We start from the raw sequence: 21,730 nt of genomic DNA, 5'->3' as shown, positions 1-21,730 counted from the left end.
ATCAACAGGCCGGACACACGGAAGCACCTGAACCTGCGCGAACAAATCTCTCGAACACCCCCTTGCATCCAGAGGGGCGTCCACACACGGACGCGGACGGTCGTTGCTAAGCGCTTACAAAAGACGCGTGGACTGGCAGCTTGTGGCCTCATCCTTAGCGGACGACCTCAATCAGCACGCCTGTCTTAAGCTTGCTCCATGCACGATCAGAGGTGACAGCGGTTGCGCCCGCGGCTGCAGCCGCAGCCAGACAGGCGCGATCTCCCAAAGACAGGCCGTAGCTTCGTGTGTGAGCTCGCAGAAGTCCGGCATGTACAGCTTGAGCTCGGTCGAAGGGCACCACATCCAAATCGAGTTCGGCAATTGTGCTGGAGATCACTTCGTTCGGAACTCCCTTTTCCTGTAACTTCGCTATCACCTCAGAGAGGTTAACCGTCGATACCTGGGCGTTCGGTAGCACGGCATGCACTGCCTCCGCACCATCCTCGCCAAGCATCAGTGCGAGCAGGGCCGACGCGTCCAGCATGTAGCGCGTCTTACTCACTAATCGCCTCCGCTCGCCGGTCAGCTATCAACTCGGCAGACAGACTGACGTCGGCGGAAACATACTCCCGCAGACGTGCCTGAACACGGGAGACGGCGTCTCGAAGGGGACGAACATGTATTTCCCCGCCTACGATCTCTAGTAGTACTGTATCTCCGTCGTCAAGAGACAGAGCCTTCCGCATCTCGGCCGGCAGCTGAAGCCTACCACCCGAGACAAGCCGCCCACGCTGAACGTTCACTGTCGGACTCCTGAAGATTGTGGAGATCGATGATACTACAGCTCAGCCGCGCCGGTCACCCATAAATCTTCCGTACATCCCGGCTTTCGGGGACAGATGTCCGCTAACAGACCGCTGTGCGGGCACGACGGCCACTTGCCACACAGGATTTGCGGTCAACAACAAGGATCGCAATTTTACCCGCACTTCGCTTACCCGGTTTATCCAAGAGGCCGACGAGAAGCTCGCCGCTTACATGAAACGGCTTGATGAGAGCGACGCCGATGATGATCGTACGCCGAACGGGTCAGGCCGGGGTGGCGGGAAGCTGGCCGAGAAGATCGCAGCCATTCAGGGCAAGCGAGATCGACAGAAGGCCCTGCTGACCGAGATGGAACGTACCGGCGCTGAGCAGATCTCGCTCACGGATCCGGATGCCCGCGCAATGGCGCGCATGACTAAGGTGGGGGTTGGCTACAACATCCAGCTCGCCGTGGACGTGAAGCACAAGCTGATCGCCGAGCAGGCGGTGAGCAATCAGGTCCTCGACATGGGCCTACTCGCCCAGACCGCGACAGCGGCAATGGAGGCGCTCGGTGTCGAGCGGATCGAGGCTGTCGCCGACCGCGGCTACTTCAAGATCGAGGACATCGAGGCCTGTCAGACGGCCGGCGTCACCGCCTATGTTCCCAAGCCGATCCGCGGGCCCGCTGTGCGTGATGGCTTCTTCAGCAAGGAAGTGTTTCGCTACGAGCTCGACCGGAACGTCTTCGTCTGTCCGGCCGGGGCGGTGCTCTCACCGCGTCACTTCGGCAAGTCCCGCGACAATGTGAAGGTCGATTACACCAATCGCGATGCCTGCAAGGCTTGCGGGCTGAAACCCCGCTGCACCCGAACCTTCCGCCGCGTCTCGCGCCTGGAGAACGAAGCCGTGCTCGACCGCATGGCGGCGCGTCTGGCACTGCGTCCCGACATGCTTGCCCAATGGCGAAACAGTGTCGAACACCCGTTCGGCACCATCAAGCAATGGATGGGTCAGGGCGCGTTCCTGATGCGCCAGCTGGAGAACGTTCGCGGCGAGTTCAGTCTGACAGCGCTCGCCTATAACATCAGGCGAGCCACTACCTTGGTCGGCGTGCCGGGTCTGGTCGCCGCGGCAAGGGCATAATAACGCCTCCCGGCGCCTGAATGTCGCACCGGACGCCAGCCGAGGCGCTTCTCGCGGCCCCAAAATCACCAGGGCGAAATACCGAGACATCTCCTGCCGAAGACGGTTCAACAGATAGCATCTGCGGTACACTCTAGGCTGCTCACGCCTTTTCACACGGTCTGCCTGACTTTTGCGACGGGGCAGGCAAAGAACAGCTCAGAGTGCGAAGCCGTCGCATAACTCCGCCGCTGAACGGGCGCTTTCGATGCACCTTTGCGTCAGCCGCGCCGCCGCGCGGACTTGGCAAGTTGTCTGTCGCGGCTGATACGGACGCTAGCGGATGTGTTCCACCATAAGGCCCTTTACCTTGACCTTCTCCCACTCGCGATCCGCAGTAAGGGCAGGGACACCCAGCTGCATGGCGAGCGCCAGACACGAGCCGTCACCAAGCCCGCGTCCGAACTCACGGGTTTGCGCATGCAAGCCAGCGGCAGCATAGGCCGCCTCGCCATCGTGCGAGCGGACATCGAGCCGAAGCTCGCCTAGAAGTTCTCGGATGGTCGGCTCGTCCAATCCGCTAAGCAGCAGCTCCTTCAGCACCTCCTGCAGGTTAACTGCTGAGATCGCAGCGCGTCCAACGTAAGGGCTGACCTTGTCAGCGCCGGCTTCATCTCGAACAAGAGCCAGGACGGCGGATGCATCAAGAACTATGGATGTCATGCCGCACTACCTTCCTCATAGGTCACTGCGACATCACCAGCGTCCGCGGCAGCCTCTGCCCTGCGCTCATTGAGAAAGTCGTCGGTCGTTCGCGCTTGTTTGGCATGTTCCCGGTAAAGAGCCTGCGCACGCGATACGCCATGACCAATCGGCGACAGCCGTACTTGATCGCCCTCGACGGTGAGGATGACCTTTCCATCACCATGCAATCCCATTGCCTTCCTCACGATCAGCGGCAGAACCATTCGCCCATTCGAAGCCACCTTGATGTCCATTGTCTGAAAAGCCATGCCCTCCTCTCCTGCCTTGTGCACGTAATCGTCGTTGTGCCATTTCGAATTCAATGACTCAAGATACGGCCGTGTCAGTATATCGCTCGCAGGCATGACGAGCCCTCGATGTCTTGTACCCTGATGGCATAATTAGCTGAACACATACGACGCTGGCCATTTAGCATCGGCTTGGTTAGCTAGGCCACGTAGCTCCGCTGCAGCTGCATAGTAGCCATGCCGCCGGTACTTAGCTACCTGGGGTATACTCAAAGGAGCCAATGCGTGAACACACCGCCCCACGATATGCGCGCCGCTCGTGTGTTCTGCGCGTAAGCACCGACGAGCAGGACCTCGCGCGCCAAGAGGCAATCGTCACCGGGGCTAGAGCAGCCGGTTACTATGTCGCTGCCGTGTATCGGGAGAAAGCGTCGGGAGCTCGGCCTGACCGGCCCGAGCTGCTGCGCATGGTGGCTGACCTTCAGCCAGGTGAGGTCGTCGTGGCAGAGCGCATCGACCGCATCAGCCGACTGCCGCTGCCGGAAGCCGAACTTCTGGTGGCGACGATCAAGGCGAAGGGGGCGCGCCCCGCCGTGCCGGGGATCATCGACCTGTCCGACCTTGTCGCGGACAGCTCCGGCGTTGCACGCATTGTGTTAGAAGCGGTGCAAGAGATGCTGCTGCGCGTTGCGCTTCAGACTGCGCGCGACGATTTCGAGACCCGGCGCGAGCGGCAACGTGAAGGCATAGAGATCGCTAGGAGGGCAGGGCGCTACACCGGCCGCAAGGCTGACGTTGCCCAACATCGCCGCATCATTGCGCTGCGAGAAACCGGCATGAGCATCGCGCGGACAGCCGAACTAACCGGGTGCAGCGTCGCCCAGGTGAAGCGCGTAACAGCGCTGCACCGGGCCAAGTCTGCTGATTGTGTCGCTAACGAGGGCACTGCTCTCTTGAGCGAGACGTTATAGACCTTCCTGAACTGCCGCACCGAAATCGGCAACTACTCCGCTGAACCAGGCGCTTCGCAGCGGACCTTCCCACCAAGAAGCTTCAAGCAATTAGGATGTGTAGATGGAAGACCTGGCAGGCTGGGTAGCATTAGCAGCCACATGCATTGCAGCCTTGATGACAGCCTCAAACCTCGGCGCACGCGTGACCGGCTGGGGCTTTGTCATCTTCACCATCGGAGCAGCCGCGTGGATCGTCGTTGGACTGGTGACCCAACAGACCCAACTCCTCTACTCAAACATCTTCCTCGGCCTTGTAGACCTTTTTGGCATTTGGCGCTGGCTGGGTAGGCGCGCTCGGATAAGCGACACTGCTGCAGCCGAGGTCGAGCGCAGCAAGGAACGCTCGGGCGAGGAGCTCTTCTCAATGGGTAGCCTTGATGGCTTACCAGTTAAGTCCCCAAACGGCGATACTGTTGCCTATGCCGTTGATGCTTTGGCCGCGTGTGTTGGCGGACGCATAGACTATCTTATCATCCGTACAGGCGGCGTTGGTGGCGTAGGCGAGACCTTGCATCGCCTCCCGTGGAAGCAGGCGATCGTTTCCGATGGTCACATCCAATGCAACATCAGCGCTGCGGATGTTGCAAACCTCCCCCTCGCGACTGCAGGCTGAAAGCGGCCCTGCTAGCTCAAGCTCGATACCTAGTAGAACGCCCATCATTCGGCTGCCTCTCTCACCACGGTTGCAGGTGCGGCCGACGTGCGTCCTACCTCGACGTTCGCACGTTAGCGGTTCGGCAGGAACAATAGGAACAACCATGACGACTTACCCCCTGAGCGAGCCAGCCACGATCTACGCTTCTGAGGAGGACGGCACTGAGCGGAAAGTTGTTGGGCAAGGCACGCTTGAAGCGTGCGCTGAGATCGTCGAACGTCTACCAGCCCAAGGACGCACCTCTGCCTGCATCGAGATGGATGAGCTGGACCTCAAGTTTGGTCCTGATGAGGTCGACGAGCTTTCCCGATTTTTGCGGGAGGAGGGCGCGGGCTTATCGAACCGGGATATCTCGGCCATCCCAGATCAGACCCTGTGATCCGGCGGCTTCGTCTACGTGTCGCCGTACTCGAGACCCCTCGGCAGCCAACCCTCGCCAAGTCGCGTTTCACCTCCTTCAACCACGCGTTTAGAAGGTCGGCAGAGTAGCGAAAGCTTCTGGGTAGCGTCTTCGTGCTATGACACGGAAAACCCCTAGCGGCTTCGGCCGCTTTGGCGTCTAGCAACGTACGAGCGAGGCCGGCACTGGCTGCAGCTATCGGATAGCTACTAATTTGGGCTGCAAACCTCGGCTGATAACGAGTGCAGCCTTGCACCAATTCCCTGCATCGAAGGGTCACGCTTGGCCGAAAGCTGCCCGGCAGCTTTCAGGCGAAACACGCGGTAAGCTGCCGTTCGTTCAGCTGAGCTGCTGGATCAAAAGCCGCTAGCTTAAGATACAAACGACAGATCAGCTACTCGCTGCCATCTCCCGACGGCTGAGGCAATAAGCCCTTCCGCGCGGAGCGATGATCATTAAGGAGGGGCTTGGCGGTGACGAACGGCGTCTAGCAGCGTCGAGCGTATTCATGCCGCCGAAGGAGGTGTATTCTCTATCGGACACAGTGAACTAGCACAGTTGCTCATCGGTGGCGCCATGCTTTGCATCGCGTTCGCCACTTTGGTGCTGAAAATCATCGAGGTCGCTCGCAAGGGCGAGTGAGTGACGGGGGCCGGCGTCTAGCAGCGCCGGCCCCTAAAAATTTGAGGCTCGAGACGCTAGCACATCTCGAGCCTCAGGGTTGGTGTATCCGCTATCTTGAGCGAACCAGCCTTCTAAATATAGGCCGTCATCAACTACGGATCAATGGGCGATAAGCGTGCGGGAGAGGCCCGCGTCGTCGCCTTAGATAACTTTGAGGGCGCACCGCGGCACCTCCCGGCCTTCCAGCTCGACAATGCCTTCGTAAGGACAGTATCCCTCCAAAGCTGGAATGTGTCGGGTGTTCCTGAGCGGTAGACACGAACTGAGCGGTGATCGACGCTCTCGGAGGCACCAGATCGAGGCAGGCTTCCCAGTAGGTGTCACAACCCCTCGGTTGTGACACCACGTTCAATCGCGTTCCAGTTGCAGGGTGACGAACATCGCCCGATTGTCGGAAATGCTTGACGCGGCAGTGGTGTCGTTTGTCATGCGACCGCGGGGGATGAAACCTCCAGTGCAAGCTACAGGCCGGCATGAACGTCATTCATGAGCTCGGCTTGTTGCAAGGGCGCCTGGGCTTCACTCGCGGGATCTTGTGATCGCTTGAAAAGGACGTCAAACCTGAACGTCGTCGGCTTCTTCACCAACCTCGTTATCCCAACGCTCATCATCAGCGTCGGAGGCGTAGCTGGCGATCCCTAGCGCTGCTTCAACATCGTAAAAGTCATCTTCTTCGATCTGCGACTCATATCGCTCACCCGATATAAGTTCCCGAAGCAGTTGCAGCCTTTCTAGCAATTCGTCGAATGTGATGACGCGTGCGTCCTTTAGCTGGCTTCGCATGAGTTCAAAGGATGTGCGCTTGTCCTTCTCTGTGGGGGTGGTGCCGGCGACCACGACGCATTCAACCGCAGACACGTCTAGGTTGCTGAGCTGCTCATTCTCACTGTTGTTATAGCGAGTAGTCATGATGTTCGTGGTGAGCTTGAGCCGCTGATCGAGAAGCTGGATCACAGAGCCCATAAGTGGGGCTGACGGGCCGAACACACCTTTGCGGTATTCCTGCCCCAGAAGCGGAGTTTTTGGAGTCTTTAGCTCGACCAGCGCCGCGTTCTGGCTGACCGGGTTTTTGGCAAGGAAATCTGCTATTTTGGTTCCGCTGCCCGTAACGGTCTGTCCACCAACGGATGCGCCAGCTTGAATAACGATTATGGGCTGTCCGAACAGCATCGAGAGAATGAACGGGTTGATTTCAAGGAGCCGCTGCCACTCGGCCTCGGCGCTGTTTCTCCTCAGGCGCAACTCGAAGTCTGCAATCAGTTGATCCAGACTGACGAGTTCGATGTCTTTCTGAAGCTGCACGAATTCCTTGGGATCGCGCCGAGCAATCGCGGACGCATTGTTGGCGAACGCGGCAAGTAGGCCTGCTCGATCCTTACCCTTGAGCGTCACGCTGCTCGCCTGGGTACCTCCAAGTAAACGATAGATCATGCCCGGCTCATAGGGACGTTCCTTGAGCGGGAACTTATCCGGCTGGGCCACGTGGATAGAGGCGTTGTGGGCCAGAATACTTCGGTCAGTTAGGCTCTGTTGCTGAGCGCGGCGGGCAATACGGTTCATGCCGGTGCGTAGGATGCTATATTCGCCTTCACCCATGTAGAACGTGTCACGTTCAACGCGGGTGTTCTCGATCTCACCGATCACGAACCGGGTGACGCCCTGAATATGCTCGATGGCATGAACCAAGGGCTTCATCTCTCTGACGAAGCCGAAGCCCCACTCAGGGTCGCGCATCAAGCCGCTCGGCAGGCTCTCCAATAAGCCCATGACAGCGAAGTGCTCCTCAGGCCTCTCATGATCCTTGTCGAGATCAACGACGATTTCCTTCAAGCGTCGGTATTTTTGCCGATACAGCTTATCTGTTTCCAGAGTAAGCTGAGGAAAGATGCTTAGCTGACCCTCGTGGAAGTCGAAGCGTAGGATGCGACGGGGCGTCGGAGGCTCGCCGTCGAGAAAACGATGGGCAACCCGCTGCTCCACGATGTCGGGCAATCGCAGCATGACGTCCACGATGTCACCGGCGCGATCAACTATGAGGCGGGATTCCGTGCGGGGCGGCTCCGAGACGAACTCGACGGCTTCGTCAATCTCTGAGTTGGTCGCCACTTTCACCTCTGCGCCTGCGAGCGTTGGAAGCTAACTACCACCAGTGATCAGGTCTAGGCATCCCAGATTTCTCGATACGCAGTCACCATTCTGGATGATCTCCCGGTTTCCCGCGCCTGTTGCCCGCGGATCGACATGGGTCCACCATCGAGCAAGCGGCTGAACGTGAACAGCAATCGTCGCGCGGCGCTTGGGGGGATGCATGAAGTTCATCTATGTCGACGAGAGCGGAGCCCGCGACCAAGGCGACGTGTTCGTGATGACGGGGCTGATGGTCGACGCCTACAAGCTGCGCAAGAAAACGGCCGACTTCGACGCAAAGCTCGAGGCCATATATGCCCAGCACCCCGGCACACGCGGCGACCTCAAGACGAAGCGCTTCATCAACGGTGCCGGCGCGTGGAACCAAGTGCCCGCGCAGCAGCGCAAGAACTTCCTGCGCGAGATCTGCGAGCTCGCCGTCGCCAACGGCGGCAAGGTCTACGGCGTCGCCCTCTCCTACGATCGGTTCGACGTCGCGCTTGCCGCCGGTCACAGCCATCCGTTCGCGAACAGCTATTGGATCGCGGGCGCCATGTTCGTCTCCTCGCTGGTGCAGAAGAAAATGCAGGGGGTGGCGAATTCCAAGGGACTCACCGTCTCTATCATGGACGACAACAAGCAGGAGATGGCGAACCTTTCCGACGGCCTTTACAAGTGCAGCGAATGGTATGACGGACTTTATCAGCGTCGAGGCACGAAGCGCGGTAAGAGTGTCTGGCTGGACCGGAAGCCGAAGGATCGCTTCGACCAAATCATCAACACCGCGTTCGCGATTAAGTCGGATCATTCTTCGCTGGTGCAAGTCGCCGATGCGCTGAGCTGGGTCTACCGCCGTCATCTCGAGCTAAAATCGCAGGCAGAGGCTTATGCCGGCGAGCAGGCCTATTACCAAGATTTGGTCGACATCCTCGAACCGCAGCGCGAGAAGCTCGGGCACTGTCCGCAAGAACCGTGCGTCGCGTTCTATCAAGCCGCGCGTCATGAAGGGTGGGCAGTCTAACGGGCCGGGGTGGCGATACGGGAGATCGAGCCGTCGGCTATCCTATCGCAGCGGTGTCGCGTCGTCCTAGGTTGGTGGGCTGACGTGCTGAGCGACATCCTCACAAGCTTGGATGATGGCGTCCAGCACCAGCTCAAGGCCGGACGCGTCATAGCCGGCCGGCAATTCGTTGAGCTTGAGGAAGCGGCGGTAGTAGCGTTCTTTGCCGATCAGCTCACCCTGATACACCCCCTCAGCCGAGCGGTAGCTCGTCCAGCGAATTACGGGCCTCTCTGATTCCGCGTAATTGAGGTCCAAGTAGCATTCGATCGCCGCCGCCCGGCCATTGATGTCGGCCAAGCCAGAACCTTCAGGACCTTCGGTGGAGAACGCTCGAAGCCGGTCGTTTGACGGTAGACAGATTGCTCGCATGTTCGGGGGCAGGCGCAGCGACAGAGTGTCGCGATGGCGCGCCGCGCCCTCTGCATCGTTGTCATACACGACCAACACCCTGTTTTCGATGCCGATGCTGACCAAGCCCTGGCAGAACCTGTGAAGGTTGCCCGTCCCGGTGAACGGATATCCTTCCTCCATGTCGACGAACGAGAAGAAGTCGGCGACGTCTGGTCGGAGAAGGCGCAAGCCCTGTCCGATGATCCTCGCGTCCGAACTACCCTCGGTTACAATTAGGAACCGTCGCACGCGGCCGAGGCTGTCTATGATGCTCTCGCGGCCGGCCCAGCCACCTTCGATCACGTCCGCGAATTGCCACGTCACAGGCGCATCGAGGTTCTTGGGGTTGAGTCCCAAGAGCACCATGACCGAAGCCGGCGAAAGATTTTCGAGCGCGTAACCGAGTTCCCGGGCCACCCAGCGCTCGCCGCCAAACCTGTCGAGGCCCAGTCGGACATAGATCTCGCGCGCGAAGAACTCTCCGAAACCGTGGTCTTCGCTCTCATCCACAATCGGTGAGCTTACATCGAAGGCGGTCAGCGCTTCAGCCAGCTGGTCAAACGTGATCGACAGCGGCTCTCCGCTCTGCCCCTCGATGCTGGCGAACTCGGCCTTCGCCGTAGTGATGGAATGGCCAAGAAGCGCCAGTCGGGGAAGTACCCGGCGAAGGGAACGACTTGCGCCCTCCTTGAGATCGTCGATGATGGCTTCCGCGTCCTCATCCCAGTAGGCGTAGGGCACGAGATGGACATCACCTGGCTGGAACATTTCACCATGCATCGTGAACATGTTGTTTTTGCCCCAGTCGACTTCAAAGCGGCCGACGGCAAGGTGGATGGGGGAGCCCATCCTGCGATCCTCGCACGGGCGGCGAGACTGTCCAATCGTAATTGGGGCTGACGGCGGCACTGCGGAACGTCTTCTTTTGAGATCGCAGTCAGAAGCGGAGACGGACTCGAATTGGGGCGCCCAGCTCCCGGTTTCGGCCATCATGGATGATGCCCGGCTTCGGGAAAGCTGCAACACCGCCCCAACATCCGCGATTGGGTCTTTGGTGTCACAACCGGACGGTTTTGGCACCCGTAGCTGACGCACGCTTCTCTGCGGGTTCCAGCGTGTCAGAAGTCAGTGTCAGAATGTTCGCTCACCAGATCGGCGACCAAGCGCTCGATGAACGAAATCGTAGCGCGTAGCCGCCGTTCACCGCCAGCCCGTTGGAAATCGCCGGTCCGGTTCTCGAGCGAAAAGGAGCCTGTCTGCTCTCGCTCACTTGCGCACGTTCAGGATAGCTCCGTCTCGCATAAGAATGGTAGTTAAGTCGCGTCTTTCGATTGCTCAACCAACCTACGCAGACGGCGCCAGTTTTCGGATCGTCAGACGCGTACTTGCGAGGGCGCCAGCATTCGCCCCAAGAAGTCGCGGATTCGATCTGCGATCTCGTGGTGGTGGGTCTCCAATGCAAAGTGCCCGGCATCAAGCAGGTGCACCTCCGCATCGGGCACGTCACGCCGATAAGCCTGCGCGCCGGCCGGGATGAAGGCAGGATCATGCTGTCCCCACACCGCAAGCAGCGGAGGACGATGCTCGCGGAAATAGGCGTGAAAGGCGGGGTACAATGCCACGTTGCTGCGATAGTCGAGAATGAGGTCGAGCTGGATCTCATCAGAGCCGGGGCGCGCCATGTAGGCAATGTCGAGTTCGTAGCCGTCAGGTGACAACAGCGCGGGATCCGCCCCAGTGCCGTACTGCCAGTTGCGGATCGTTTCCGGTGACAATGAGGCGCGGCAGGCCTCACGATGCGCACTTGTAGGCTCACGCCAGTACGACTGCCACTCACTCCATTGATCGCTGAAGCCCTCTTCATACGCATTGCCGTTCTGGCTGATGATCGCGGTCACGCGTTCCGGATGCTGCATCGCCAGCCTCAAGCCGACGGGCGCGCCATAGTCGAAGATGTACATCGCGTAGCGTTCGAGACCAATCGCATCGACAAAGCCGCCCAGGACCTGGGCCAGCTGGTCGAAGCTGTAGGTGAACCTATCCCGCGCGGGAGCCTTAGTTTGGCCAAACCCCGCCAGGTCGGGCGCAATCACCCGGTAGCGATCTGCTAGTAGTGGGATCAGGTCGCGGAACATGTGGCTTGCCGATGGGAAGCCATGCAGCAGCAGCAGGACCGGCGCGTCTTCAGGGCCAGCTTCGCGGTAGAATACGTCGACTTCACCGACCTTCTGGCGGCGGTAGTGGATGGTGGACACAGACGGCTCCTTCAATCGCAGGGGGGGCAGCAGTAAGAAAGCCTGGGATTCTCACCATTGCCGGTCCAGCTGCCAGCAATGAGGGAATGGTCCGGCGCGCGTGCAACATCTGACACGCGCATTGATCGAAGAGTAAGCGGATCAGCCGTTGCGGGCGACCCCGGTCACCGCTGCAGGAGGTCCCTCGCGGCCTCGACATGCTTGTTGGCGGAAGCCAGGAAATCCGACGGTTCCGGAACGTCGATGCCGCGGATACAAGCCGGCCGAGCCGCCATTCGCAACTCCCAACCCGATAGATCATCTAGCCCGGTCATATCGATGCCAGCCCATTCGTGGATACGGATCCAGCACCAATGGGCGATATCAGCGATGCTGTAATCGTCGCAGATGAAGTCTCGCCCCTGCAACTGCCGATCGAGCACCTCGAAAAGCCGACGGCATTCATTCTGGTAACGCTGGATTGCGACCGGGATCTTCTCGGGCATATACCGGTAGAACACATTGGCCTGCCCCATCATGGGGCCCACGCCGGACATCTGGAACATCAACCACTGAAGGACACGAGACTCCCCGTTCGCGTCCGATGGGAGAAACTTGCCATATTTGCGGGCGAGATAGATCAGGATCGCGCCGCTTTCGAACACCGCGAAGTCGCCGTTCGCGCGGTCCACGATCGCCGGGATGCGTCCGTTCGGGTTGATGTTTAAATATGTCTGCTGCTTCTGTTCCTTGCCGGTGAGATTCAGGGCCAAACCGAGCTCCTCCAGCATCACGGATGCCTTCCACCCGTTCGGTGTCGGTGCCGTGTAGAGCAAGATATCGGGCTTACTCATCGCGCTGCTCCTCGTTCCAGGGCTTGTGCCTCTGTCGCGGGAGTGCGATCCCAGCCGCTGTTGAAGGCGCGCACGATCGGCACGCCCGAAAACCACTCCCGCAGATAGGGCCCGGTTCCGCGGCATGATCGCCGCACTGCATCCGCCGTTGGGCGGTTCGCCGTTTCAAACAAAACTTTGCGACCGAGCGCTTCGGTCATGCTGCGTCCAAAGTCGAGCAGGGCAGCGAATGGCTTCGACAGGAGGACGACGTCTCCGAAGGCAATCGACTCTACGGGCGTGCCCGCCCGCGCCGCGCCGCCTGGCTGTTCGACCAGCTCGGCCAGCTTCTGCGGATGGCGCGACGAGAACAGCACTTGGTGCCCCGCCTGCGACCAGAGCTTTCCGAACTGGCCACTTCCCACGATTCCGATCTTCATGGTTCGTCCTGTCTTGTTGCGCTTGCGATCGCAGGCGCCTCAAAGGTCCCTGTCAGGGTCGCTGCGACCGGGAGCCGCTTACGGCACCAGTACCGAGATGCCCGAAGCGGTCCGGCTCTCGACATGGGCATGGAGCGCAGCCGCATCCCGCAGGGGGTACCGTGCGGGCGAGATCTCGCCGAACCCGCCGTCGCGGTAGAGGGCGAACACTTCCGCCATGCCAGCGCGAAGCTCGGCCGCTGTCTTGATGTAATTCGGGACTTGCGGGGCGACGACCGTAGCACCGCGGCGCGCAACCGCGTCAGGGTCGGCCTTGGGCCAGCCGCCGGAAGCGCCGAACGAGATGATCGTCCCGCCCGAACGCACGCTACCAACGTCGAGCAGGCGGTCTGCGGTATCTGCGCCGATCCCGTCAAACACGACATCGACCCCGTTTCCCTCGGTGAGCCGCGCGACCAGATCGATCGCATCGTCCAGTCCGATGGCGACCTCGACGGCACCGTTGTCGTGCGCGAGGGCGCGCTTCGCTTCGCTGCCTACCACGCCGATCACGCGGGCGCCGCGATACGTCGCGAGCCGTGCCGTCAAAGACCCAACGCCGCCCGCAGCGGTGGTGACAAGGACGGTCTGGCCGGGCTGAACATCGAAGAGCCGAACCGCGCAGAGCCACGCCGTAAACCCCTTCACGGTCAGCGCGGCAGCAGCCTCGAAGCCGATGTCTTGCGGCAACGGGAACAGCAGGTCCGCCTCGATCAGGCGGGTGGCGGCATAGGCTCCCTGCGACCGGAGATATCCGACGCGATCGCCAACCGCAAAATCGGTGACACCCGCCCCGATCGCCGTCACCACTCCGGCGCCTTCGATCCCCATCACGCGGCCCGGCTCGTCCTGGGAGATGAAGCCCCGGCGCTGCAAGGCATCGAAGTAGTTGAAGCCGATTGCCTTCTGCTCGACCTCAACCTGTGTGGCGCCGGGTGCCGCAAGGTCGCGATTCTCGGCCCGCAACACATCCGGGCCGCCCTGTCCGTATTGAGCGATCACCAATGTCATCACGACCACCCTATCAACTCCGCCAATGCGGTGGGTAAGCAGCGTCATAGCCCCGCACTGTCTCCATGCGCGACAGCCAGGCGCCCAACGCTGGCAGGCGCGCGCCGAGGTCTTCGAGGCCAAGCTCCATTTCGATAGCTTCCGGACGCACTGCGACCCGACGCAGCATCTGGATGTTCGGCAGTGCGACGATGTCTGCTGCGGTGATATCGTCGCCTGCCAGATAAGGCGTAATCGACAGTGCCTGCTCCATCCAGCCAAGAGCATCATAGACGCGAGCGGCTGACGCGCGCATCGCTCCGGGATTGTCCTTCGCGTAGCCCCGCAGCAGCGGCCGGACGATCTCCACGTCGAACAGATCGCGCGTGTAGTTCTCGAACTCGCTCACGCGCTGCCAGATGTGGCCGTGCTCCTGCGCTGTGTGTCCGAGCAACGGCACGTCAGGATACGCGCGATCCAAGAAAGCGATGATCGCCACGGACTCGTATAGCGCCGTGTCGCCAGTTTTCAGCACCGGAACCTTGCCACGCGGGTTCAGCGCGAGGAATGCCGACGCGCGATGTTCCTGCTTGCCCGCATCCAGGCGGCGCGAGACATACGGCACACCTTTGTATTCGAGTGCCAACTGCGCCCGCCACGCGTAGGGGCTGCCGCTTATCCAAAAGAGTTCGTGGTCCATCGTTCGACCTTCCGCGCTCATAGTTCTCTCTCTGCACCGGTCCGTGCGTGCATGTGCAGGTTTTGGCAAACGTGACCGGTACTCGTCGCCGGAGCTTCAATGTCAGGCTACGAACCGCACCACGCCGCCATCGACGCGCAAGGCAGCGCCGCTCGTCGCGGACGCTTGCTCGGAGCAGGCGTAGACGATCATGTTGCCTACTTCCTCAACCGTGGCGAAGCGCTGGATCAGGCTCGTCGGGCGAAGCGCCTGCAGGAAGCCCTGCTCGGCCTCCTCGACTGTTATGCCGTTGTCCTCCGCCTGCTTCGCCATGTAGTTGCCGAGGATCTCGGATCGGGTCGGTCCCGGAAGCACTGCGTTAACGGTGACGCCCGTGCCCGCGACCGCTTCGGCCAGTCCGCGTGAGACGGCGAGCTGCGCCGTCTTGGTCGTGCCGTAGTCAAGCATTTCCATGGGAATGTTGACCGCGGATTCGCTACTGACGAAGACGACACGTCCCCAGCCCTTGCCGACCATCCGCGGCAGATAGTGGCGCGACAGACGCACGCCGCTCATCACGTTGAGCTGGAACAGCGCAAGCCAGTCCTCGTCCGGGATCGCGGCGATGTCCTCGATACCGTTGTAGTCCCGCAGAAAAGCCGTGCCGACGTTGTTCACCAGAATGTCCGCATCCGGCGCCTGCGCGATAAAGGTGTTTACGCCTTCCGCAGTCGCAAGATCGGCAGCGATGCCGGAAATGGTCGCTTGCGGAAGCGCAGCGCGCATCTGTTGCAGCGCCTCATCAACCCGCGCCTGCGTGCGGCCGTTGATGATGACTGAGGCGCCAGCCCGCGCCAACCCCTCCGCGGCTCCTCGGCCAATGCCGGCGGTGGAACCCGTTACGACGGCCGTGCGGCGGCTCAAGTCGATCTGCATGGAACTACCTTCATGGTTTGGCGCCGGTCACCTTCGAGGTGCCGGTGCCAAGTTTCAGAGCGTGATTCCGGCGCCGGCCAAAGCGCTGTCGATACGCTCATCGACTTCTCGCTTCGTTGCAGCCCAGGCTGGCACCGTATCCAGCAGGCGCTGCTGCCACGCGACGAGGTTAGGGAACTCGTTGAATGGCACCTTCGTGCGCTCGTTCTGCGAGAAGGGGGCCGCGATGTCGATATCCGCCAGCGTCAGATGATCGCCCACGATGAAGTTCCGACTCGCGAGGTGCGCATCCAGTACGGCTCCAGCGGCGCGGATCTTGGCGAACGTCAGGTCGGTGATGCTCTTGTCCTCGGGCTGACCCATGAAGCGCTTGCCGATCCGCTCATCGAACGTCAGCACGGAGAAAATCCTCCACTGCTCGCCCGACCAGAACATCCACTGCAGCACTTCGTACCGCTCCCGCGGCGTGGCGCCGAGCAGGTCGCTGCCGGCCTTTTCCGCTAGGTAGATGTTGATCGCCGAGGACTCGTAGAGGACGACGTCGCCGTCCACCATCACCGGCGATAGCCCGTGCGGGTTCAGCTTCAGGAACTCGGGCGTGTGGCTCTCGCCCTTGAAGAGGTCGATTCCCACGCGCTCGATGTCGATGCCCATAACAGCAGCTGCCGACGTAACGCGACGCAGGCTGCCCGACCCGGGATCGCCATAAATCTTGATAGCCATCGAAGTTCTCCTTTTTAGGTGCTTTGGGATCAGGCCGAAAAGCTCGCACGCAACCGCTCAAGCACTGGCAGCAGCTCGGACGGATCGGGGCGTCGGGTGTAGTCGGGGTTGACCTCGGCATAGGCGATCACGCCGTCCGTCCCGATCACGTAGCGCGCGGGCATCGGCAGCACCCCTGAGGGATCGTCATTGACCGTTGCTAAGTCGGCGCCGAACTGTCGATAGACCTCGATCAGATCGTCGGGCAGAGAGAAGCGCAGGCCGAACTCGGCCGCGACCGTGGCACCCGGATCGCTCAAGATTGCGAAGTCGAGCTTGTTGTCGCGCCGCGATTTGCGGCTGTTCGCCGGCGTCTGCGGTGAGATAGCCACAAGGCTCGCGCCCCGTGCCTCGATCTCGGGCCGGACTTCTTCCAGCGCCTGGAGATCGTAGTTGCAATAAGGACACCAGATGCCGCGATAGAAGGTCGTGACCAGCGGGCCCCGTTCCAGCAGCGCGCGCGAACTCACGCTGCTGCCGGCCGCATCCTGAAGCGTGAACTCGGGCGCCTTGTCGCCGGCTGCCAGCGCGTAATCGGCCCTTTCGCTGTCGATCAGCATCTGGGTTGCGCGCTGCATAGTCTCAAGCTGATCGCGGGTCGGGACGAGCGGCAAGCGCCCGTTTTCGAAGTCCTCGCGCATTGCGTCGAGCTTGTCCTGGAGCCTCATTGCCATTCTCCGTGTCACGGCAGATCCGTAAGAGGAGATCTATGTCATCCGTGGCAGTCGGTGTATCCGTCCGATGCAAACAACATATATTCGGATTTCGAATGAGTGACCGCTGGCAGGAAATGACTGTCTTTGTACGTGTGGCCGACAGCGGGAACCTGTCGCGCGCCGCGCGCGAGCTGAATCTTTCGCAGCCCTCGGTGTCGCGCATCATCGGCGCGCTGGAAGCGCGGCTAGGAACGACGCTGCTGCTACGCACTACCCGCAGCATCTCGCTGACAGAAGCCGGTTCTCTTTATCTCGAGCGTGCGAGGTATCTGCTTGCAGAGATGGAAGAAGCCGAGCAGGCGGCTCGCGGCATCGACTCGCTGCACGGCGTGGTTCGTCTCGCAATGCCGGTGCTCTACGGCACCCGCGCGGTCATTCCGGCGCTCGCCACCTTCCTGCCCCGGCATCCTGAGCTTCGGGTCGAGATCGTCATGAGCGATGCTCGCCAGAACCTTATCGCCGATGGGGTTGATATTGCCATTCGCTTAGGCGTGGGGCTGCTGGATGATTCAGCTTTCGGCGCTCGCAAGCTCGCGTTCGTCGAGCGGCTGGTAGTTGCGGCACCGGCCTACCTGTTGGCATTTAGCGCCCCCGACAATCCAGCCGATCTCGCGCGACACAGTTGCATCGTCCAGCATGGCCTGTTCGGTCGTGAAAGCTGGCGCTTCACGCACGATCAGACCGTCACTTCTGTTGATGTCCAAGCGAAACTTTGGATCAACTCGGCGCCGGGGGTTCTGGCGGCTGCGGTAGCGGGGCTGGGCATCGCGCTGGCGACCCGTGTTATGGCAGGAGAAGAATTGCGCACTGGCCAGCTTATACAGCTGCTACAACCCTACCGGCTCGATCCGGCCGAGGTCTATGCTGTTTTTCCGGCGGGCCCGCGACCATCAGCAAAGGTCCGGGCGGTCGTGGATCACCTCGAAGTTGCGCTTAACACTCCGTCCTGATCGGAACTGAGCTGCTGCGCGTCGCGGGAGGGCCGCCTTCAGCGTCGCGCCGATCTACCGAACCGCGCGGATTGGGTCGCTACCCGCCACTTCGAGCGGCTGCGATCAATGGCAGCTATCGCGTTCTGCCACGAAAAATGTTGAAGCGGGAATCCACCGGAAGGTCTTCGGTCGGGGGGTGGTTCGTAGATGAACCTACGGCAGCTTCCGGGAAGCGGGCGGGCAGCCCTAAACGGCAGCTGCTGGCGCCGAGCTGCCAAGGCAGCGAAGCTCGGATAGAGCACCAGAGCTAAAGAAAGTTGCGAACTACCTCCGGGTCCAATGCCTTCGGGAGCTTCGTTGAGCTATCGAGGCAGACCCAGGTGCTCTCTATTTCAGCGAGCAGCTTTTCCCCGCTCGTCACCGTGGTGATGAACAGCGCTCGCACGCCCTTCAGCTTCTTTATTCGGGTATGTGCCACAAGGTGGTCTTCGTGGCGACCCGCGGCCTCGTGTGAGACGACGTGCTTCACTGCGCTCCATAGCGTTGAATCTTGTGCAGCCTTCGATGCAAATCTCTCCCAATGCCTGATCACCACCGCCTGCACCCACCTCAGATATGCGGCTGTGTCGATGAGCCCTGCCGAATTGAGATCGCGCGGCATCACCTCAATTAGCATTTCGGTCGTGGTGGACGCGTCCGACATAACTATCCGACAATGCCCATGATTAACTGCCGTTCCGTCATCGTCCGCGGGCGATGATCCCTCTATGCGTCCTTAACGTGTGGCCATGCTGGATTTCGCCGTGTCCACCGGCGCGACAACTCAGGACCGATCTTGATCGCTGGCCGTTGAGGTCGGGCAACGATCAGGATGGGTAAGTGGCACGCTTCTTTTTTCACCTGCACGACTGCGGCACTCTCATCGCCGACGATGAAGGTCGCGACTTCCTCGATATGAACGACGCTGTAAAGCAAGCAAAAATCGAGGCGCGTGCTCTGCTCGCTGCTGAAGTCGCCGAAGGAAAACTGTGTCTTGGGTGTCGGATAGAGGTTGTCGAGGAGAGTACTGGCCGCGCCATCATCGTTCCGTTCGCCGCGACGGTGCATCTGGAAAGCGCCGTAGCCGACAAGCCGCCTGCAATTTGAGCTCGGTTCGCCGATAGCCAAGCAGTTGCCTGGTCTCCGGAGCGACAGCACAGCTTTGGCGAGATTATTATGGAGGCAGTCACGCCTTGCAGCGCATTGTTCCGACGAACATCCAAAACCGTGCCGTCGGCGCTAGGCCGTTTGCGTCGAGCGGCCGCCCGAACGCGTCAGGCACCCGTGTTCAGACTAGCTCCCAGTGAGCATAACGTTCCAAGTTTCGCACGAGAGCTCTGCCCTCATTACAGCAGCTCGGCGCAACTTTGTGCAATGCACAATGGTTGACGTGAGATGACACAGAAGCCGAACAAGAAGTCTCACCAACATGTTGAGCGGACCGCGCCTTCCAAGACTTCTTGGCTCACCACCATCAAGCACAACAAAGGGTGGCTTGCGGGCGGCTCCGGCGCAGCAGCGCTAGCGGCCCTCGCCCTGTTCAATCGGGCGAGCGCCAAACGCGCTGAAGCGGATTACCCGCCGACTGGCGATTTCGTCGAAGTCGATGGCGTGAGGCTCCACTATGTTGATCGTGGTGAGGGCCCCGCCGTGGTGCTTCTCCACGGCAACGGCGTGATGCTGCAGGACTTCGAGCTAAGCGGCGTGCTCGAACTGGCCGCGGAGCATCACCGCGTCATCGCGTTTGATCGGCCCGGCTTCGGTTACAGCGATCGTCCGCGTTCCAAAGTTTGGACCGCCGCAGCGCAGGCCGACCTGATCGCGAAAGCGCTCAAGCAGATCGGCGTGGGACCGGCAATTGTCGTGGGCCACAGCTGGGGGACGCTGGTCGCGTTGGCGATGGCGCTTGAACATCGGGAGGCGACCGCCGGTTTGGTGCTGCTCTCGGGCTATTATTATGGCACGGCGCGCCCGGACGTCGTTCCGTCTTCGATTCCGGCCATTCCGGTGCTCGGAGATCTAATCGCCAGCACTACAGCACCGCTGACGGCCCTCCTGATCGGGCCGGCAGCGGTTAAGGCGAGCTTCGCACCCGCGCAGATATCGGAGAAGTTCGCGTCCTTCCCAAAATCCATGGCTCTGCGTCCGTCGCAGGTGCGTGCGACGGCTGCCGACACCGCGATGATGATCCCGAGTGCGATGGCGCTGAGCAAGCGGTACGCCGAGCTCGACCTTCCGGTGATCATCATGGCTGGAGAGGGCGATCTCATTGCGCACGTCGGTAAGCATAGCGAGCGGCTTGTCGGCGAGGTCGGCGGCGCTGAGTTGCGGATGGTGGCCGAGCAAGGACACCTATTTCACTACAAGGTTCCTGAGCAGGTCGTGACCGCTATAGCCGACGCCCGGCGGAGTGCATAAGCATACGTCGAGAACGCAACCACCGCGAACGGCTTTGTCGATGAACAAGGAAGCGTTCTGCCATCGACGCGCTTGCGACTCAAGTTGGGAATGATCGGACGGCCGCTTCTGGGCAAGTGACAGGATGCGGCGTTCGTGAGTTGAGGCACTTATGAAGCTCGCCATCCGACATAGTACTACCTATCATTATGCGCGCCCGGTAGCGCTCCAGCTCCACCGCCTGCTACTCTTCCCGCGGGGGAGCCATGAGCTTCGCGTTCTCAACAGCGCTATCCGGTGCACGCCCAATGCCGCGTTGAACTGGAGCCAAGACGTTTTCGGGAACCTGGTCGCTACCGCCAGCTTCGCCGAGAGCGCTAAGGATCTCGTGATAAGCAGCGAATTGATTGTCGAGCAGTGTGCACCGGCGTGGCCGATCTTCGAGGTCGCGCCCGGTGCTAATTCTTACCCCTTCCCGTACTCGGAAGCTGAGCTACTCGACCTCGGTCACCTGATGACGCCCCAGCATCCAGACCCTGGAGCAGTTGTCCGCCGCTGGGCACGAGCGTTCGTGTACTCGTCGCCGACGGACACGCTGTCGCTCCTCAAGGACGTCAACAACGGTCTCTTGGCGGGCATTTCTTACCGCATCCGGGAGGAGGAGGGCACACAAGCCCCAGCGGAAACGCTGTCTCTGGCAAGCGGATCATGCCGCGACATCGCGGCTCTCTTCATCGATGCCGTGCGTCATCTCGGCTTTGGTGCACGGGCTGTGTCGGGCTATCTCCTGGACCCTGACGCTACGCTGGACGATGCGGGCTCGACTCACGCCTGGGCAGAGGTCTATCTGCCCGGTGCCGGATGGATCGCCTTTGATCCCACGCACCAGCGGGTGGGATCGGCCAATCTCGTGGCAGTGGCGGTTGGGCGTTGCAACGCGCAGATCATGCCTATCAGCGGCGGCTTCGTCGGCGCGCCTGAGGATTTCACGGATATGGAAGTTCGGGTCAGCGTGCGGGCCGTGTAAGCCAGTCGCACGGACGTTGAGCTGAATTGGATGGCCAACAAGAGTTTGCGAGGCGCCAACGCGTCCTGTCCGAACTCGGTAATTTCGTGCTCGGCCACGATGATATTGACGAAATCCTCAACGAAGCGTGCCGGCTGATTGCCGAGGCGCTGGACGTAGATCTGGCGAAGGTTGGTGCAGGCTCTCGATCGAGCGCTGCATTCCCATAAGGAATAGCGCTACACCACAGAACCAAGCGGCAAGTTCTAGGCGTCAATTGACCGGTCAGGAACGGCAAAGATCCGGTCGCTAGCCACCGCATTACTCGGCTGCGATCAACGGCAGCTATCGCGTTCTGTCACCCGAAAGTGGTCAGGCGAGAATTCACCGAGAGATTGTCGGTCGGTGACCGGTAGTTCGAATATGAACATGGGGTAATCGCGGGAGCGAGCTACCTCTATCAGCGATGGTGCGGAGGGTGGCTGTTCCCCG

At 60.8% G+C, this 21,730-nt stretch carries 24 protein-coding genes; 9 read left to right on the top strand and 15 right to left on the bottom strand.

The features are described from left to right. Positions 1 to 154: 154 nt before the first annotated feature. Positions 155 to 544, bottom strand: coding sequence for a type II toxin-antitoxin system VapC family toxin (locus FHT02_RS20205; RefSeq protein ID WP_343057021.1), 390 nt, complete (start codon positions 542 to 544; stop codon positions 155 to 157). Continuing rightward, complete coding sequence (locus tag FHT02_RS22325; protein ID WP_425506467.1) at positions 537 to 728, bottom strand: AbrB/MazE/SpoVT family DNA-binding domain-containing protein; 192 nt, start codon at positions 726 to 728, stop codon at positions 537 to 539. Before FHT02_RS22325 ends, FHT02_RS20205 begins: the two co-directional genes overlap by 8 nt. Before the next feature lie 292 nt (positions 729 to 1,020). Here FHT02_RS22325 and FHT02_RS20195 point away from each other — a divergent pair, with 292 nt between their 5' ends. Then, a complete protein-coding gene (locus FHT02_RS20195) occupies positions 1,021 to 1,932 on the top strand; it encodes a transposase (RefSeq protein WP_246352591.1) in 912 nt (303 codons plus the stop codon). Between the two features lie 315 nt (positions 1,933 to 2,247). Here the strand turns inward: FHT02_RS20195 and FHT02_RS20190 are convergent, their stop codons facing one another. Together FHT02_RS20190 and FHT02_RS20185 are read right to left on the bottom strand one after the other, a co-directional pair. After that, entirely contained in the window at positions 2,248 to 2,634 is a 387-nt protein-coding gene (locus FHT02_RS20190; protein ID WP_184091840.1) for a type II toxin-antitoxin system VapC family toxin, read from the bottom strand. Further along, positions 2,631 to 2,924 (bottom strand): AbrB/MazE/SpoVT family DNA-binding domain-containing protein, encoded by a 294-nt coding sequence (locus tag FHT02_RS20185; RefSeq protein WP_184091838.1) that lies wholly within the window; start codon positions 2,922 to 2,924, stop codon positions 2,631 to 2,633. Before FHT02_RS20185 ends, FHT02_RS20190 begins: the two co-directional genes overlap by 4 nt. A 260-nt stretch (positions 2,925 to 3,184) precedes the next feature. Between FHT02_RS20185 and FHT02_RS20180 the strand changes: the two genes are divergently transcribed. The 3 genes from FHT02_RS20180 to FHT02_RS20170 all read left to right on the top strand — a co-directional run bounded on the left by FHT02_RS20180 (position 3,185) and on the right by FHT02_RS20170 (position 4,950). After that, positions 3,185 to 3,874 carry a recombinase family protein gene (locus FHT02_RS20180; RefSeq protein WP_184091836.1) on the top strand — a complete coding sequence of 230 codons (690 nt, stop codon included), beginning with the start codon at positions 3,185 to 3,187 and terminating at the stop codon, positions 3,872 to 3,874. A gap of 103 nt (positions 3,875 to 3,977) precedes the next feature. Then, positions 3,978 to 4,529 (top strand): PRC-barrel domain containing protein, encoded by a 552-nt coding sequence (locus FHT02_RS20175; RefSeq protein ID WP_184091834.1) that lies wholly within the window; start codon positions 3,978 to 3,980, stop codon positions 4,527 to 4,529. A 145-nt stretch (positions 4,530 to 4,674) separates the two neighbouring features. Then, positions 4,675 to 4,950 carry a hypothetical protein gene (locus FHT02_RS20170; RefSeq protein WP_184091832.1) on the top strand — a complete coding sequence of 92 codons (276 nt, stop codon included), beginning with the start codon at positions 4,675 to 4,677 and terminating at the stop codon, positions 4,948 to 4,950. 1,260 nt (positions 4,951 to 6,210) lie between these two features. Here FHT02_RS20170 and FHT02_RS22140 read toward each other — a convergent pair. Then, a complete protein-coding gene (locus FHT02_RS22140; protein WP_184091830.1) occupies positions 6,211 to 7,767 on the bottom strand; it encodes a Shedu anti-phage system protein SduA domain-containing protein in 1,557 nt (518 codons plus the stop codon). Positions 7,768 to 7,963: 196 nt separating this feature from the next. Here FHT02_RS22140 and FHT02_RS20160 point away from each other — a divergent pair, with 196 nt between their 5' ends. Next, positions 7,964 to 8,803: a DUF3800 domain-containing protein gene (locus FHT02_RS20160; RefSeq protein ID WP_184091828.1), complete on the top strand. Its 840-nt coding sequence runs from the start codon at positions 7,964 to 7,966 to the stop codon at positions 8,801 to 8,803. Between the two features lie 66 nt (positions 8,804 to 8,869). Here FHT02_RS20160 and FHT02_RS20155 read toward each other — a convergent pair whose 3' ends face one another. The 9 genes from FHT02_RS20155 to FHT02_RS20115 all read right to left on the bottom strand — a co-directional run bounded on the left by FHT02_RS20155 (position 8,870) and on the right by FHT02_RS20115 (position 16,816). Continuing rightward, positions 8,870 to 10,084: a HEPN/Toprim-associated domain-containing protein gene (locus FHT02_RS20155; protein ID WP_184091826.1), complete on the bottom strand. Its 1,215-nt coding sequence runs from the start codon at positions 10,082 to 10,084 to the stop codon at positions 8,870 to 8,872. 524 nt (positions 10,085 to 10,608) lie between these two features. After that, on the bottom strand, positions 10,609 to 11,490 hold the full coding sequence (locus FHT02_RS20150; RefSeq protein WP_343057020.1) for an alpha/beta fold hydrolase: 882 nt from the start codon (positions 11,488 to 11,490) through the stop codon (positions 10,609 to 10,611). Between the two features lie 164 nt (positions 11,491 to 11,654). Then, complete coding sequence (locus tag FHT02_RS20145) at positions 11,655 to 12,323, bottom strand: glutathione S-transferase family protein (protein ID WP_184091822.1); 669 nt, start codon at positions 12,321 to 12,323, stop codon at positions 11,655 to 11,657. After that, positions 12,320 to 12,742: an NADPH-dependent F420 reductase gene (locus FHT02_RS20140; RefSeq protein ID WP_184091820.1), complete on the bottom strand. Its 423-nt coding sequence runs from the start codon at positions 12,740 to 12,742 to the stop codon at positions 12,320 to 12,322. The genes FHT02_RS20145 and FHT02_RS20140 overlap by 4 nt, the downstream gene beginning before the upstream one ends. 78 nt (positions 12,743 to 12,820) lie before the next feature. Next, the gene (locus tag FHT02_RS20135; protein WP_184091818.1) at positions 12,821 to 13,840 is read right to left on the bottom strand and encodes a zinc-binding dehydrogenase; all 1,020 of its coding nucleotides are present in this window, start codon (positions 13,838 to 13,840) and stop codon (positions 12,821 to 12,823) included. After that, positions 13,806 to 14,471 (bottom strand): glutathione S-transferase family protein, encoded by a 666-nt coding sequence (locus tag FHT02_RS20130; protein ID WP_221239611.1) that lies wholly within the window; start codon positions 14,469 to 14,471, stop codon positions 13,806 to 13,808. The genes FHT02_RS20135 and FHT02_RS20130 overlap by 35 nt, the downstream gene beginning before the upstream one ends. A 102-nt stretch (positions 14,472 to 14,573) precedes the next feature. Next, entirely contained in the window at positions 14,574 to 15,386 is an 813-nt protein-coding gene (locus FHT02_RS20125; protein WP_184091814.1) for an SDR family NAD(P)-dependent oxidoreductase, read from the bottom strand. A gap of 54 nt (positions 15,387 to 15,440) precedes the next feature. Beyond that, a complete protein-coding gene (locus FHT02_RS20120; protein ID WP_184091812.1) occupies positions 15,441 to 16,109 on the bottom strand; it encodes a glutathione S-transferase family protein in 669 nt (222 codons plus the stop codon). Positions 16,110 to 16,138: 29 nt separating this feature from the next. Next, a complete protein-coding gene (locus tag FHT02_RS20115; protein ID WP_184091810.1) occupies positions 16,139 to 16,816 on the bottom strand; it encodes a peroxiredoxin-like family protein in 678 nt (225 codons plus the stop codon). Positions 16,817 to 16,917: 101 nt separating this feature from the next. Here FHT02_RS20115 and FHT02_RS20110 point away from each other — a divergent pair, with 101 nt between their 5' ends. Then, positions 16,918 to 17,814 (top strand): LysR family transcriptional regulator, encoded by an 897-nt coding sequence (locus tag FHT02_RS20110; RefSeq protein WP_184091808.1) that lies wholly within the window; start codon positions 16,918 to 16,920, stop codon positions 17,812 to 17,814. Positions 17,815 to 18,103: 289 nt separating this feature from the next. Here the strand turns inward: FHT02_RS20110 and FHT02_RS20105 are convergent, their stop codons facing one another. Continuing rightward, positions 18,104 to 18,499, bottom strand: a complete 396-nt coding sequence (locus tag FHT02_RS20105; protein WP_184091806.1) for an acyl-CoA thioesterase — start codon at positions 18,497 to 18,499, stop codon at positions 18,104 to 18,106. 176 nt (positions 18,500 to 18,675) lie between these two features. On the opposite strand from FHT02_RS20105, the gene FHT02_RS20100 reads away from it, so the two are divergent. The 3 genes from FHT02_RS20100 to FHT02_RS20090 all read left to right on the top strand — a co-directional run bounded on the left by FHT02_RS20100 (position 18,676) and on the right by FHT02_RS20090 (position 21,259). Continuing rightward, the gene (locus tag FHT02_RS20100) at positions 18,676 to 18,942 is read left to right on the top strand and encodes a DUF6894 family protein (protein WP_184091804.1); all 267 of its coding nucleotides are present in this window, start codon (positions 18,676 to 18,678) and stop codon (positions 18,940 to 18,942) included. 288 nt (positions 18,943 to 19,230) lie between these two features. Continuing rightward, positions 19,231 to 20,253 carry an alpha/beta fold hydrolase gene (locus FHT02_RS20095; RefSeq protein ID WP_184091802.1) on the top strand — a complete coding sequence of 341 codons (1,023 nt, stop codon included), beginning with the start codon at positions 19,231 to 19,233 and terminating at the stop codon, positions 20,251 to 20,253. Positions 20,254 to 20,404: 151 nt separating this feature from the next. Beyond that, on the top strand, positions 20,405 to 21,259 hold the full coding sequence (locus tag FHT02_RS20090; protein WP_184091799.1) for a transglutaminase family protein: 855 nt from the start codon (positions 20,405 to 20,407) through the stop codon (positions 21,257 to 21,259). The last annotated feature ends 471 nt before the right edge of the window (positions 21,260 to 21,730 follow it).

The sequence above is a fragment of the Sphingomonas xinjiangensis genome, assembly GCF_014199255.1.
Classification (GTDB): Bacteria; Pseudomonadota; Alphaproteobacteria; order Sphingomonadales; family Sphingomonadaceae; genus Sphingomonas; species Sphingomonas xinjiangensis.
This window is presented reverse-complemented; position numbering and strand designations above follow the sequence as displayed.

Coding starts and splice junctions, on each gene's coding strand:
- FHT02_RS20160 (WP_184091828.1), top strand. CDS start 7,964: ATGAAGTTCATCTATGTCGACGAGAGCGGAGCCCGCGACCAAGGCGAC.
- FHT02_RS20110 (WP_184091808.1), top strand. CDS start 16,918: ATGAGTGACCGCTGGCAGGAAATGACTGTCTTTGTACGTGTGGCCGAC.
- FHT02_RS20145 (WP_184091822.1), bottom strand. CDS start 12,323: ATGAGTAAGCCCGATATCTTGCTCTACACGGCACCGACACCGAACGGG.
- FHT02_RS20120 (WP_184091812.1), bottom strand. CDS start 16,109: ATGGCTATCAAGATTTATGGCGATCCCGGGTCGGGCAGCCTGCGTCGC.
- FHT02_RS20130 (WP_221239611.1), bottom strand. CDS start 14,471: ATGGACCACGAACTCTTTTGGATAAGCGGCAGCCCCTACGCGTGGCGG.
- FHT02_RS22325 (WP_425506467.1), bottom strand. CDS start 728: ATGCGGAAGGCTCTGTCTCTTGACGACGGAGATACAGTACTACTAGAG.
- FHT02_RS20125 (WP_184091814.1), bottom strand. CDS start 15,386: ATGCAGATCGACTTGAGCCGCCGCACGGCCGTCGTAACGGGTTCCACC.
- FHT02_RS20105 (WP_184091806.1), bottom strand. CDS start 18,499: ATGTCGGACGCGTCCACCACGACCGAAATGCTAATTGAGGTGATGCCG.
- FHT02_RS20115 (WP_184091810.1), bottom strand. CDS start 16,816: ATGAGGCTCCAGGACAAGCTCGACGCAATGCGCGAGGACTTCGAAAAC.
- FHT02_RS20090 (WP_184091799.1), top strand. CDS start 20,405: ATGAAGCTCGCCATCCGACATAGTACTACCTATCATTATGCGCGCCCG.
- FHT02_RS20190 (WP_184091840.1), bottom strand. CDS start 2,634: ATGACATCCATAGTTCTTGATGCATCCGCCGTCCTGGCTCTTGTTCGA.
- FHT02_RS20185 (WP_184091838.1), bottom strand. CDS start 2,924: ATGGCTTTTCAGACAATGGACATCAAGGTGGCTTCGAATGGGCGAATG.
- FHT02_RS20180 (WP_184091836.1), top strand. CDS start 3,185: ATGCGTGAACACACCGCCCCACGATATGCGCGCCGCTCGTGTGTTCTG.
- FHT02_RS20170 (WP_184091832.1), top strand. CDS start 4,675: ATGACGACTTACCCCCTGAGCGAGCCAGCCACGATCTACGCTTCTGAG.
- FHT02_RS20140 (WP_184091820.1), bottom strand. CDS start 12,742: ATGAAGATCGGAATCGTGGGAAGTGGCCAGTTCGGAAAGCTCTGGTCG.
- FHT02_RS20155 (WP_184091826.1), bottom strand. CDS start 10,084: ATGGGCTCCCCCATCCACCTTGCCGTCGGCCGCTTTGAAGTCGACTGG.
- FHT02_RS20135 (WP_184091818.1), bottom strand. CDS start 13,840: ATGACGCTGCTTACCCACCGCATTGGCGGAGTTGATAGGGTGGTCGTG.
- FHT02_RS20195 (WP_246352591.1), top strand. CDS start 1,021: ATGAAACGGCTTGATGAGAGCGACGCCGATGATGATCGTACGCCGAAC.
- FHT02_RS20175 (WP_184091834.1), top strand. CDS start 3,978: ATGGAAGACCTGGCAGGCTGGGTAGCATTAGCAGCCACATGCATTGCA.
- FHT02_RS20095 (WP_184091802.1), top strand. CDS start 19,231: ATGACACAGAAGCCGAACAAGAAGTCTCACCAACATGTTGAGCGGACC.